Origin of the sequence: Paenibacillus sp. P3E (assembly GCF_001909045.1) — a bacterium.
Taxonomy (GTDB): Bacteria; Bacillota; Bacilli; order Paenibacillales; family Paenibacillaceae; genus Paenibacillus_AQ; species Paenibacillus_AQ helianthi.
In genome coordinates, this window is sequence record NZ_LVWH01000173.1 from 1 (window position 1) to 11,971 (window position 11,971).

14 protein-coding genes are annotated in these 11,971 nt (G+C 50.0%); 5 read left to right on the forward strand and 9 right to left on the reverse strand.

What is annotated here, in order from left to right:
- Window positions 1–522 (forward strand): hypothetical protein (locus A3842_RS32600; protein WP_178382372.1); only part of this gene is annotated, 522 nt, incomplete at its 5' end.
- Between the two features lie 206 nt (window positions 523–728).
- Here A3842_RS32600 and A3842_RS17760 read toward each other — a convergent pair.
- The 3 genes from A3842_RS17760 to A3842_RS17770 form a co-directional block, all read right to left on the reverse strand.
- Window positions 729–1,352, reverse strand: a complete 624-nt coding sequence (locus tag A3842_RS17760; RefSeq protein WP_074102247.1) for a hypothetical protein — start codon at window positions 1,350–1,352, stop codon at window positions 729–731.
- Window positions 1,342–1,974, reverse strand: coding sequence for an RNA polymerase sigma factor (locus tag A3842_RS17765; RefSeq protein WP_305953391.1), 633 nt, complete (start codon window positions 1,972–1,974; stop codon window positions 1,342–1,344). The genes A3842_RS17760 and A3842_RS17765 overlap by 11 nt, the downstream gene beginning before the upstream one ends.
- 76 nt (window positions 1,975–2,050) lie before the next feature.
- Window positions 2,051–2,584, reverse strand: coding sequence for a hypothetical protein (locus A3842_RS17770; protein ID WP_074102248.1), 534 nt, complete (start codon window positions 2,582–2,584; stop codon window positions 2,051–2,053).
- Window positions 2,585–2,795: 211 nt separating this feature from the next.
- On the opposite strand from A3842_RS17770, the gene A3842_RS17775 reads away from it, so the two are divergent.
- The gene (locus tag A3842_RS17775) at window positions 2,796–3,221 is read left to right on the forward strand and encodes a hypothetical protein (protein WP_074102249.1); all 426 of its coding nucleotides are present in this window, start codon (window positions 2,796–2,798) and stop codon (window positions 3,219–3,221) included.
- Window positions 3,222–3,491: 270 nt separating this feature from the next.
- Here A3842_RS17775 and A3842_RS17780 read toward each other — a convergent pair whose 3' ends face one another.
- A complete protein-coding gene (locus A3842_RS17780) occupies window positions 3,492–5,834 on the reverse strand; it encodes a UvrD-helicase domain-containing protein (RefSeq protein ID WP_074102250.1) in 2,343 nt (780 codons plus the stop codon).
- A 250-nt stretch (window positions 5,835–6,084) separates the two neighbouring features.
- Here A3842_RS17780 and A3842_RS17785 point away from each other — a divergent pair, with 250 nt between their 5' ends.
- Window positions 6,085–6,540, forward strand: a complete 456-nt coding sequence (locus tag A3842_RS17785; protein WP_256701745.1) for a hypothetical protein — start codon at window positions 6,085–6,087, stop codon at window positions 6,538–6,540.
- Between the two features lie 24 nt (window positions 6,541–6,564).
- Here A3842_RS17785 and A3842_RS17790 read toward each other — a convergent pair whose 3' ends face one another.
- Window positions 6,565–7,014: an Imm30 family immunity protein gene (locus A3842_RS17790; RefSeq protein ID WP_074086869.1), complete on the reverse strand. Its 450-nt coding sequence runs from the start codon at window positions 7,012–7,014 to the stop codon at window positions 6,565–6,567.
- 209 nt (window positions 7,015–7,223) lie between these two features.
- Here A3842_RS17790 and A3842_RS17795 point away from each other — a divergent pair, with 209 nt between their 5' ends.
- A complete protein-coding gene (locus A3842_RS17795) occupies window positions 7,224–7,391 on the forward strand; it encodes an aspartyl-phosphate phosphatase Spo0E family protein (protein WP_074086614.1) in 168 nt (55 codons plus the stop codon).
- 312 nt (window positions 7,392–7,703) lie between these two features.
- On the opposite strand, the gene A3842_RS33345 is transcribed toward A3842_RS17795, so the two are convergent.
- Window positions 7,704–7,829 carry a hypothetical protein gene (locus tag A3842_RS33345; protein WP_256701746.1) on the reverse strand — a complete coding sequence of 42 codons (126 nt, stop codon included), beginning with the start codon at window positions 7,827–7,829 and terminating at the stop codon, window positions 7,704–7,706.
- Window positions 7,830–7,988: 159 nt separating this feature from the next.
- Between A3842_RS33345 and A3842_RS17800 the strand changes: the two genes are divergently transcribed.
- A complete protein-coding gene (locus tag A3842_RS17800) occupies window positions 7,989–9,230 on the forward strand; it encodes a DUF445 domain-containing protein (RefSeq protein ID WP_074102251.1) in 1,242 nt (413 codons plus the stop codon).
- A gap of 116 nt (window positions 9,231–9,346) precedes the next feature.
- Here A3842_RS17800 and A3842_RS17805 read toward each other — a convergent pair whose 3' ends face one another.
- From A3842_RS17805 to A3842_RS17815, 3 genes are all read right to left on the reverse strand, one after another.
- Entirely contained in the window at window positions 9,347–9,673 is a 327-nt protein-coding gene (locus tag A3842_RS17805; RefSeq protein WP_074086616.1) for a P-II family nitrogen regulator, read from the reverse strand.
- 174 nt (window positions 9,674–9,847) lie between these two features.
- Window positions 9,848–10,978 (reverse strand): glycosyltransferase family 4 protein, encoded by a 1,131-nt coding sequence (locus A3842_RS17810; protein WP_074102252.1) that lies wholly within the window; start codon window positions 10,976–10,978, stop codon window positions 9,848–9,850.
- An 82-nt stretch (window positions 10,979–11,060) separates the two neighbouring features.
- On the reverse strand, window positions 11,061–11,879 hold the full coding sequence (locus A3842_RS17815) for a hypothetical protein (RefSeq protein WP_074102253.1): 819 nt from the start codon (window positions 11,877–11,879) through the stop codon (window positions 11,061–11,063).
- Window positions 11,880–11,971 lie beyond the last annotated feature (92 nt).

Here is an 11,971-nt window from a genome sequence, read left to right on the forward strand (position 1 = left end):
GTATTGATAGCCATCATTTCATTTAGTGTATTATTTGGGGGTTGTAAATTTTTACTAGGGAATCTCCTGTGGTCAACTTGGGAGTACAAGGTAAAAGATTTTGATACCTATAAAAGCGATTTCCAGACTATAGCGGACTTGGCTTATCGTGAGTTTGGCAAAGGTCAAATGAAGCGCTCTTATATATTTGTAAATGAGAATCCTGATGGAACAGTCAATTTAAGTTATGAAAATGTTAACAGTGAAGATATCGTTGAAGTAACGATGAGCCAAAAAGAGAAAAAGTCTCTGGAGAAAATTGTGGCAAAGGCTTTTCATCAAGGCGATATGGCTTATTTATCTGTTATCAGAGTTTATAAAGACCAAGTAGAATTTGAAATCGAAAATGGTCAGTATTCATTGATATACAGAAAAGATGAACATAAACCTAAATTTTTAAACAAGTCGTCATCTATCCAAGGAACCTTTAAAGTGAAGAAGATATCAGATCACTGGTATCATGCAAGGTTCGTAGAAGATTAGTAAATGTTTGATTCAATAATTATAACGAATAGAGAGAGCCTAAAAGATTGGACAGTAGGCTAGGTACTTCAACTTGTCGAAGCTTCAGTATGGATAAAAGCCCATCTCCCGGAATAGCGGAGGAAGGGCTTTATTATAGGGCGAATTTCAAACCCTTCTGCATATCACTATTCACATGTTATCATTCAGGTTGGTGCTTTATGCAATCACCGCACGCTCTCAACAGTATTTTTCAGTTCCTGTTCGGATACAGGCTTAGTAAATTGCACGGAATAGGAGAAGCCGTCGCTTTGCCAAAGCGCAAGTACGTATTGATGATCAGTTCCTTTCATAGTCACGATGTTTCCATTAATGGTTAAGTCCTTAATACTGGTGTATTCTGCGTAATCTCCACTTACTTCCTCGTTGCCGGATGACATTCTGAACACAACGCTATTGGCTTCTCCCGTGTAGGTGACTTGCCCAAGCTCATTCCAGTAAGCCGTATACTGTACGCTATCAACGATAAATGGTAAATGTTCGGGTTCCCGCATGGTGAATCCTACAGCCTTGGACAAGTCTTGAACTGAATGGAGTTCAACGATGTTGGGTTTCACCATAACCGGAGGGTCGCTTGGTGTTTGGGTAGCATGGTGGATTATTAATGAACCCGCCAACAAAAACATGAAACATGCTGCTATGGCGATGTACCTTCTGTAAGTTGAAAAAGAGAAACTTGTTTTGTTTGGTTCCTGTTCCCAATCCAGCTTTTGAAGATGGTCTAGAATGCGCTCTTGTATCTCTGGGGTAACTTCTATCCTCTCCATCACTTCATTATACTTATTCTTCAAAATCGTACCCCTCCTTCAGTACAACCTTAAGCTTGGCTCTTGCTCGCAGCAGACATGAACGTACCGTTGACTCTCTGGCTGTTAATAAAGATGCGATTTGAGCCGTAGAATAGCCCTCATGATAATAAAGGTGCACGACCTCACGATATTTCATGGGAAGCTGCTTGACAGCCTCCCACAAAAAAGCCAGATCCTCTGCGGCGCTTGCTACCAGGTCTTCATTGAGATCATCGGTTTTACGGACCTTATTATAATTGATCTTGTTTTTGCTAATATTCATGGCAACCCTTAGAAACCATGCCTTTTCATGCTCGGGGGATTCAAAATGAGGTTGAGCTTTTATATATTGTATCAATGCATCCTGCAAGACATCCTCTGCATCACTCGTGTTGTGCAGATAAGAATAGGCAAGACGCAAGACACTTTTCCCATAGAGAGACATTAATTTCTGGGCTTGGTCATTTATCTGTGCTGACCGTAAATGCTCCTGCATGGGAAGTACCTTTTTACGGCTGTCCCCGGCTGCCGCAGAAAACAAGGAGTACAACGGGGAACAAAGCTCCATCCTTAAGAGAAGGAACCATTCCCAAATCAGATTCCGCTTCCTGCATATACCAATCATCCGATCACCTTCCTGAATTAGGCTATGGCGGTCCTGCGGCTACAGTCCCGCCATCCCCGTACATCCTCTGGTTTAATTAATGAATCGTGTCAACCATTGCACTTACGGCAGCAGCATCGAGGACAGCCTCGTCACTTGTAGACGAGATCGAATAGGTATATTCCCCGTCAATCCATGTAGCAACGCGGATTTTACCATCATCCCCTTTGGTTACGACTTTCTTGTCGCCAACCGTCAACGAAAGATTTTCGCTATATTTGTTATGATCTCCGCTAATATCCTTACTGCCCTTTGCTTTACGGATCACTAACTGCTCATCGCCAGATTGATAAGTAATCTGAATCATGTCATTTTTAATCGCCTCGATCAGCTTCTGGGTGTAGCCTGCAGGCACTTGGGATGGCAGTGTAATAGTAACCCCGGCAAACGTTTCTGCTTCTGCAATGCTGTCGAATTTTTGAAAAGGATTGGGGATCTGGGCATTCTTTGCCCCGATGACTTGCGTACTTTTCGGCGCTTGAGAATTGTTTTTTGCAGACCCATTAGTAGAACACGCCGTAAAGGACATCAACATCATACCGCTAAGCACAACAGCTACCACTTTTTTCATTGTTATAACTCCCTCTCTTATTTGGCTCAAAATTTACCACCGTTTCCGTGGTTCTGCCCTATATACATTTGAGGAAGCGATTATGTTGCAATGCTAAAAAATTATTCACAAAAACATTTGCCTTGAAGTAAGCTGGACAGGGAAAAGTTCTTGTTGAAAAAATGTATTTGTATGGTTTTGACAAAGAGGACCCATGGTGAGGAGAGAATGAATGTCAGTTTATTATTTGGACAAAGTCTTTCAGGGAAGAAATAACGGTATGGATTTTTTATTGGACATTATATATAGCTTTCCTGCCGGTGGAGAATATTTGTATTTTGAATACGGTTATTCATACGATAACGAGTTCCCCTATGAGAATGTTGTGAATTTCGAGGATGCAGTTCATCGTATTTGGTATCAACCCAAAGACAAAGAAGAGGCAAAATCAATCCTCAATTTTGATTTTCTAGTGAATGCTATGGTCTTGATGAAAGATAAAGATATTGAATCGTGCAAGTACAGACTTAGGGTTGTTGAAGGCCTTGAATCAATTGAGTTAATGGTTACAGAAATGAGAGAGGGTGATTTTCAGGTTCTGCTTAAGACTAGTTTAAAACCCTTTCTGGAGCAAGGCGTGAAGGTTTTGACAGAATAGATAGAATAACATTCTCGAGAAACATATTAGCCGCAGCAGATTTTATTGTAAAAATCCGTAAATCCCCTTTCAGCAGGGAAATGGTGTAAACGGTGCGATGAACCATACAGCCCCTTCGGGCAGAACGTGCAGGGAACTCATGATTTCATGATTCCGGCTACGTCTGTTAGAAGGGGTTTTTGTAGTTTGCGGTGTACAAAACGCCAGCAGCGCCTGATACAGGCACTGCTGGCGTTTTGGGTCCGGGACCATTCTTAGAGCACCCCCACGTTACACCGGGACTTCCCGGCTGCTCTTCTCCATCGGGGAGCTACACAGCGGGCATGGTTTGGAGGACAGGTGATCCTCGGCGCCGCCTACCTTCATCCTTGTCCAGCCCGGACAGCTGCTGCCGGTGCAATTCCAGACGGGAACCGTATGGGTTCTTCCCCCGTGGGATCGGCCGGAGGAAGTGCGTGCTGCTGCCGGGGTTCTGCTTACGGCAGCTGCGCTGGCCGGAGTAGCCGGGGCAGCAGATACGGCAGAGCGGAAGGCGGACAGCATAAATCTGGAGACCTCCGCCTTCTTGCCCCGGTGCCGCGCCGGCGAGCTAATGAACAGTTCCTCGCGGGCCCGGGTCACGGCCACATAAGCCAGCCGCCGCTCCTCTTCAAGCGCGTCGAGGCCTGCTGCATTGCCAACAACTACCGTGCTGCTTTGGCTGCCCGGTGCTGTTTTTGCAGTTTTTCGGTCCTTCAGCCGATCGCCCTCCAGCGCAGAGCTATGAGGGAGAATGCCTTCGGATGCCCCAAGTAGGAAGACTACCGGGAACTCCAGCCCTTTCGACTTATGAATTGTCATCAGCGCAACCCGGTTTCCTTGCTCTTTGAGGCCGGGCAGGCGGCTCTGCTCATTGCGTTCGGTCACATGATCGATGAACTCCAGGAATACCGGGAGGCTGTCGAACCGTTCCGCTGACGCTTCCAGCTCATCGAGCATTTCTTTTAGCATCTCCCGGTGGAGGGTGGCTTGATGCCGCTCATTGGCTTCGATGAAGTAGTCATAGAAGGTAGTGCGGATCTGGCGGATTGCCTGAACGGGGGTCAACTGAGCCAGACCACGGATCAGCTCCAGCCGTTCCTTCAGCTTTGCGCCTTTGAAATCCTCCATCCCCGGCAGGGACATCAGGTGAATCAGCGGCCCTTGCTTGGGCTGAACGGCTTCCATCCGGCGGATGTGGTTCATACCTTTTTCCCGGTTCATGTACAGAGTCGGCAGAATATTCTCTATCGCTGCGAAGTTTCGCCGGTTCAGCGACAACCGCAGATGATCGAGTACCGGAGAGATCAGCCAATGCTCGTAGAGCAGCTGGCCTTCACCGTAGTCAATATACGGAACATCGCGCAGCAGCAGCAGCTCCAGCAAAGCCCGGTTGCTGCTGGAAGCCCGGTAGAGCAGGGCGAAATCGCTGTATGCTCGATTTCCGCCAGCCACCTCACTCAGGATATGATCCACGATCTGCTCGGCTTCCTCGTCCGCGGTCTGCGGGCGCAGGTACCGGGGCTGGCGTCCGCTGCCCTTGGCCGCTTGCAGCGTTTTGGATCTCCGCCGTCTATTGTGGCGGATAATTCCGTTGCCGAGGCCGACAATCGCGGGGCCGGAACGGTAATTAATATCGAGTGTGATAACCCTGGCACCCGGATATAACTTCTCGAATTCAAGAATGAACTCGCTGCGCGCTCCGTTGAAGGAATAGATCGTCTGGTCATCGTCACCGACCACCATCAGATTATGCTGCGGGTGGGCGATCATTTTGACAAGCTCATACTGCAGCGCATTCGTATCCTGGAACTCATCAACCATTACATACAGAAACCTCATCTGTAGCTCCAGCAAAAGCGCGGGCTTCTCCCTTAGCATCCGGTAGGCAATCAGCAGCACATCATCAAAGTCGATTTTGAAATTGTCGGTCTTCCACTGCTCATAGAGCATCAGAACCGCCTTCATTTCCTGCTCAGCGGTTGATGTTTCCGGAAGATCGCCAGGCTCACCCAGGTTCATCTTGCAGGAGGAGAGCAGAGCGAGCAGGGTTTCCGGGGGATAGGCATCCTTCGGCAGCCCCAGCTCGCGCATGATCTGCTTCAGCAGAATATGCTGGCGGCGGGTCTCATTGAAAATTTCCTGCTGAAGGCCCTGACGGCGCAGGAAATAAAGGAAAAAAGAATGAAACGTGCGGGCCTGAAGGCGGGCGGCGTCACTCTCGCTGACGCCAGGCAACAGGGCGATCCGGTCGCGCATTTCCGCCGCTGCTTTATTGGAGAAGGTTAGCAGCAGCAGTTGACTCGGGGAGATTCCCCGGACGGACAGCAAATATCCGGTTCTGCAGATCAGCACCGAGGTTTTGCCGGAGCCTGCTCCGGCCAGGGTCAACAGCGGGCCCTGGTGATGCCGCACCGCAGCGATCTGCGGAGAGTTGAGCAGAATTCCGCCCTCCTCCAGCCTGCGGAAGTAAGCGCCATCGGGGTCTCCGGGCTTCACGATGTCGCGGCTTGTCCGGGCAGAGGCGATGTTCGCCTGCGGAATGCGTTCACCGGTAGCTCCCAGCGGTATATTGTGAAATAAAAGCTTGTTCATTAGATTCACCTTCGTTTATATCATTGCGGGATAAATTAAATTTTAGCCGATCTATACTATACCATCAGATTTGCAATGTTGTCCCTGCAATCGACGAATTGGAACAGTTCTACTTAATTAAATCGGTTAAGGGTGTCACTCCTTGGGGGCTGTGAATATTCTGACTAGTATACGTATGCTATGCTCTGAAATCTATTACTCCAAAGGTGTGATCGTGATGAAGCCTGTCACCCGGATAAGAAAGCCGACAGTGAAAAGGAAACACCCGGGCCTTCTGGCAGGCCCTCCAAAAACCTTGCTCTACCAGAGCCCGAAGTATGGCTTCAGCATCAGGCTCCCCCGCAGCTGGAAATGCTACACAGTGGTCAGAAGCAGAACCCGGCGGCTGGAGGATGCAGAATACGCTCTGGATTTCCTTTTTAAATATAAAGGGAAAGTCTATGAATCGGCGCTCACACTGCTGGTGTTCCGGATGACTCTGAAGCAGTGGCGGGCCAAGGGCTACGATGAATCCCCTATAGTCAGACTGGCTGTGCGTAACGGGCTAATCTACGCTTACCTGGTTCCCGAGGAGCTTCCCGACGAGTTTCTGAATGCCAAAGGCGATGACTATGATTATGCAAGATTCGGCAGACCGATCCGCATCCTGTCCCGCATGGTAAATGACGATATCCCCGGAATCGTCCGAACGTTCAAGCTTCGCTGATCTTGTCCGCCCGTCCGTGGTGTTTCATTGTAATTGTCCAAGAACGGCATTCACCTTGCGCTCATATGTCCTCGGGTTGTCCTCTTTGATCTCCTCCAGCAGAAACGCCAGTGATTTCTTGATTCTTGGGCTCATTCCGGCGGCGATATCGGCGTATTCCCTGCGGCTGATGTCGTCGTCCAGAATTCTTTGGTTCAGCACAATGGCCCAGTTGCGCGCATTCTCCAGCATGTCCGGCAGGGACTCCAGCAGCTGCGTAAGGTACATCTCCATCTGGTAGCTCTCCACGAAATGGACAAGTCCGAACATAATCTCCTCCTGCTCGGTATCATCATCGAAGACGCGGAAGATTTGCTGGATCACTGCATCCTCTGTATCTCCAGCCAGTCCTTCCAGGGCCAGATCAAATGCCTCGCATTCCAGCTCTGTCCGCAGCATACGGTTATGATATAACTGGGCAATCCCAGGATACATATTCAACTTGTGATTCCCCCTAATGTTTGTATTGTTTGGCATTTCGGCAATCTCCCGTACATATTAACATATTAGCATTCAGGCAGGGGAGCGCAGGGCTGGTCCATTAACCGGATATTCGGGCATTGTGCAAATAAATAGGCGCGGTTCAATGCGGGTTCCGTTTTTTGACAGCTTGTACTAAAATATTACACAGAGGAGGTGGAACGATGCAGAACAATGATAGTGCGACACTGCTTCGTGTAGAACGTGCCAGGGAGAAGCTATACCAGATGCAAAAAAAATACGGGTTCTTGACACATCCCAAGGTGATTGAACAGTCTGTAGCTTTGGATCATCTGCTTAATCAATACAGCACTCCAAAAACCGTCTGCTAACGGGGTACCTTTATTAATTATGAATAGGGAGGAAAATTATGTTTATTCCAATTCTGACTGCACTGACAACGACGCAACATTTGATCCTTTTAATTTTGCTAACGGTGAATATTGGAGCTATATACTGCATCGTCAGATATAGAGCAGGCCGGCACTAGGACTCTCATTATTCCCCCTACCTCTCTTCAAAATAGATGTGCATACCCCCAGTGGCACTATTCTTCGCGTAGCTCCCCGCAACAAAGTCGGCCGTTTCTTTTAGAACCGGTGCGGCGTTCTTCGTGGCAATTCGGTAGCCGGCCAGCCCGATCATCAATAGGTTCGCATCCAGCCCGTCTCCTCTTGAATATCCTCATCATACAGCTCGAACTGTTCTTCCACATTTCCCCTGCTTGTCGAGCTCCATACATACGTTATCTTCTGTGAATCCCTCATCATACAATTCAGGAATCCCGTTCATCCAGCACATTCCGGCTCCGCGGGAGCAATTACTCTTAGTCCAGTAATGGAGGATTTTTCGAAAAGAGTTCTGCCGTGGTACAATATAAGGCAGACCTACAGATAGCATCCATTCATTTAGGCAAGGGGGAACTGCGAATGAAATCCAGAAATTTAGCGACTATCTCGCTGGCTGTTATGGCCTGCGGTTTTTTGATTACACTCTTTTTGCCGGAAAATTTGGCCGTTATCCTGCTGAGGGGCGGCTTTGAGGCCGGACTGGTTGGGGGGATTGCTGACTGGTTCGCCGTCACTGCGCTCTTCCGTCATCCGCTTGGATTGCCCATTCCTCATACCTCACTTCTGCTGAAGAATCGGGACAAAATTATTCAATCGTTGATCTCTGCGATGGAGAATGAGCTGCTGAACAAGGCGAGTATCGAGAACAAACTTCGCAAGATCCGCATAGTGGCGCTTGGCAGCACTCTTCTAACCCGGCTGTTCGCCCGGAAAAAAGCGAGAATTGAAATGCTGGAGCAGATCAGCAGCTTCGTACAGAAGCTTCCGGTCATTCAGGCTGTGCCTTATATTCAGTCAGCAGCCGCCAGCTATATCCGTGAAGCGAAGCTTGGTTCGGCAGCGGATACCATTATCACCAAGCTCATGAATGACGGGAAGGACGTTGCTGCCCTGGATTATGCACTGGGTGGAATCTCCGGCTGGACGGCCCGTCCTGAGACACGGGCGATGCTGGGCAAGATCGCCAGCGAGAAATTGGCTGAGGTGAAGCTGGGCGGACTCAAGGGAATGGCTTTTCAGGCTTTCGTCGGATTTGTGGATGCCGAGATGCTGGGAGAAATGCTGCAGGGTATGGTGCAATCCGGTATCCGTGATTTCCGCGAAGAGGATAGTCCTTATCGTGACCAGATCATCCAGGAGATCCGTGTTGCCATTTTTCAACTGGTGAATGACGAGGCGCGGATCGCTGCGATTAAGGATTGGGGCTTGAATGAACTGCAGAGTGAATCCACTGTGGCGTTCCTGCAGGAGCAGCTTGAAGGATTCCGCGGCAAGGCGGTTGCCCTGCTGGAAGAAGAGAAGTCTGCGGGGGGGCGCAGGCTGTTTGGACTGTATGCCATGCTGGCCCGCCGTGTCAGCAAGGAGCAGGAGTGGATTCAAGGCTGGGAGGAGCGGATTCGTGCTTCCCTGATCAACTTCGTAGAAGCGAATCATTACCGGCTGGGACTTCTGGTCAAAGAGAACCTGGATCAGATGGATGACGCCAGTCTGGTAGATATGCTGGAGGATAAGGTGGGTAAGGATCTGCAATGGATTCGGGTCAATGGCGCGGTGTGCGGCTTTGTAGTGGGGCTGGTCCTGACCGTTATCCAGATGTTTTGAACCGGAGAGCATTAGTATACAAAAAGGCAGCAAGCGGTATCCCCTGAATCAGATTCTGAACAGGGATGCGCTTTGCTGCCTTTTTCGCAGGTGTTTATCATAGATGGACAAGTAGCCTATAACTGGTTCTTTCCGTTGCTGATCGTGTAGGCTTCCTGCACAGGCAGCACGAATATTTTACCGTCACCGAAGGAGCCGTGCTCACCGGTTCTTGCCGTTCTCATAATAATGCTGATGACATCTTCCTTCTCATCATCCTGGATGACGATCATCAGCAGCTTCTTGGAGATTTGATCATAATGATTGGTGCCGACCTGAATCCCTTTTTGTTTGCCGCGGCCGAGCAGATCCATCTTACTGATGGAGGGGAAACCGGCAAGCAGCAGTTCAGCCATAACTGCATCCGCCTTCTCGGGTCTTACTATAGCCTTGATCATTAACATAACGATGCACCCTTTCTACAGCGAATAGTGTGTTGTAGGGGGTTGCCAATGTCTAGGTAGCCGTATAAGTGATACATTTGCATAATGGCAACGCTTACAATCTAAGTATAATATTAACTGTAGCTGTATCCTGCGAATATGATCACAAATTCTGTGTTACACATTGTCGCATAGTCAGGGAGCTGGCGGCTTCCCTGAATTCTCCTTATATGGCAAAAGAACACGGTACAGATTCTCCATTGCTGCCGCCGTCTGCTGCCATCCGAAATTCTGCAGCGCGTCACTCCGCCCCTGGAGTCCGATCCTGGCTGCCAGCTGCGGCTGGCGGCCTATCTGCAGCAGGTATTTGGCGAATGGAGCCGCTTCACGGTAACGATCCACTAAATATCCGTTATGACCGGATACGATGATCTCCCGGATACCGCCGTTGTTCGAGGCGATGACCGGCAGTGCTGAGGCCATTGCCTCCACGTTGACCAGTCCGAAGGATTCATGCCGCTGGGACGGGCAGACGAAGACATCGGCCGCCTGATACAGACCATGAATATCTTCATGGGCGATCTTGCCGATAAAGGTGACCCGAACCCCCAGGCGCCGGGACATGGCCTTAAGCTGCCGGATATACCGCGGCTTGCCGTGGCCGGCGATAATCAACTGTGCCGGCAGACGTCTATTGAGCAGTCGCATGGCTCTAATTAATATGGGCACTCCCTTACGGGGGATAATCCGTCCGACGAACAGAACAGTAAAAACAGGACCCAGGCGAAAGATCCTGCGCGCCTGCTGCTTTTCCGCTTGCTCTGCCGGAAAGAACCGGGTCAAGTCGGCACCTAGTGGTACCACCCGGATGTTTCCGCCCAGACCGTGGAACCGCCGGGACAGTCTCTGCTGCAGCGAACGGCTGTTGACCGCGATAAGATCAGCCCTTGCCAGGCTGCGGGCAATCCGGGTTTCAGCCGGAACAAAGGTCAAGGAGTGGAGGAACAGGACCACCGGTGTGCGTGGATGCCGGCGCTTAACGGCGGCCATCAGCTGGGGGCGGTTGTCGACCTGTATCACATCGAAATGCTCCCCTTCAAGGTAGTCCAGCACCGAAGCAAGATAACGTGCAGGTGTACCTGAAGCCAGACGGATCATGTGCACCTGCTCCAGTTTATCGGCTTCGGGAAGTCCCGGAGCCTTCCGGCTTACGATTGTCACTGTATGCCGCCGGGCCAGTTCTCTGGCGATTGCCCAGATACAGATTTCCACAGAGCCATCTCCCGGCACCGGAAACTGTTCCGGCGCGATCATACAGATATGCATAGATGTAAGCCTCCTTCATCCTATAGCTGTGCCTCTTACCTAACATATGCCGATCAGCAGGCGGAAGACACATTTGTGGGGATCAGGATGTAATCTGTCTGGAGGCGGCTGCGATTACAGCGGCAACCTTTTGTTCCAGTTCAATAATCTTTTGCTTGCTGGCTGCGATCTGCCGGTGGCCGGAGAGCAATGATGTCAAGGAGCCGCCAGTCAGGGCAGGGTTCTTCTTGCGGATGGCAGATTTGAAGTCACTCCAATCTGCAGTCAGGCGTTTGTTCAGTGAAACGGCAACACTTTTCTGTGTCTTGATGGACGTCTGCGGACTTTCAATCCCGGCCAGTGTCTTGCGTACTGCAGCTATTTTCTTGGTCCGGATATCCTTGGCGGCTTTGAGTTGTGCCTCTTGGTCGCGGATGTCCTGGCGTGCCATCTGGACAAGGATTTTCATAGCATCGGACTGGGCACGCAGTATAGAATTTAAGGACTTGTCCTTAAGGCCCCTGAGCAGGGAGATGCGGGTGTTCAGCGCACTGTACTGGTCAAAGAGCGGCTGGTAGCGGCCCTTGGTGCTGACAACCACAGCACTAAGCCGGGTTACAGTGGCCTGATCAATATTCTTGATTTGCTCCTTCACGGCTATGAGTGACTGTGCGTTGTCTTCATGAAGCTTGCGGATTTGTTCCTCTCTGCTGTCATATTGCGCCGACAATGCAGACAATTCGCTGTACTGGCTCTTCAGCTTGCTTCTTGATGAAGAATCGGCAACCGCGGCAGTTAAATCAAAAGCGGCCTGAATCGAAGGGGTTAGCTCCGTTCCGGAAGCTGCCGTCAGACCTGCAAGGGGCAGCGATAGAAGCAGCAACGACAGAAGGGCCAGGACAGCATGTTTAAGAGTATTCATTTTTCTCCTCCTATGGGGTCATCCGTCTGCCTGTACCCAACAAAAAAAGCACCCGCAGCAAAGGCTAATAAGCCTTCATTACGGGTGCTTCC

Coding starts and splice junctions, on each gene's coding strand:
- A3842_RS17790 (WP_074086869.1), bottom strand. CDS start 7,014: ATGTATCCTGGGATTGCCCAGTTATATCATAACCGTATGCTGCGGACA.
- A3842_RS17805 (WP_074086616.1), bottom strand. CDS start 9,673: ATGTTAATGATCAAGGCTATAGTAAGACCCGAGAAGGCGGATGCAGTT.
- A3842_RS17780 (WP_074102250.1), bottom strand. CDS start 5,834: ATGAACAAGCTTTTATTTCACAATATACCGCTGGGAGCTACCGGTGAA.
- A3842_RS33345 (WP_256701746.1), bottom strand. CDS start 7,829: ATGATGAGGGATTCACAGAAGATAACGTATGTATGGAGCTCGACAAGC.
- A3842_RS17770 (WP_074102248.1), bottom strand. CDS start 2,584: ATGAAAAAAGTGGTAGCTGTTGTGCTTAGCGGTATGATGTTGATGTCC.
- A3842_RS17815 (WP_074102253.1), bottom strand. CDS start 11,879: ATGAATACTCTTAAACATGCTGTCCTGGCCCTTCTGTCGTTGCTGCTT.
- A3842_RS17775 (WP_074102249.1), top strand. CDS start 2,796: ATGTCAGTTTATTATTTGGACAAAGTCTTTCAGGGAAGAAATAACGGT.
- A3842_RS17800 (WP_074102251.1), top strand. CDS start 7,989: ATGAAATCCAGAAATTTAGCGACTATCTCGCTGGCTGTTATGGCCTGC.
- A3842_RS17795 (WP_074086614.1), top strand. CDS start 7,224: ATGCAGAACAATGATAGTGCGACACTGCTTCGTGTAGAACGTGCCAGG.
- A3842_RS17765 (WP_305953391.1), bottom strand. CDS start 1,974: ATGATTGGTATATGCAGGAAGCGGAATCTGATTTGGGAATGGTTCCTT.
- A3842_RS17810 (WP_074102252.1), bottom strand. CDS start 10,978: ATGCATATCTGTATGATCGCGCCGGAACAGTTTCCGGTGCCGGGAGAT.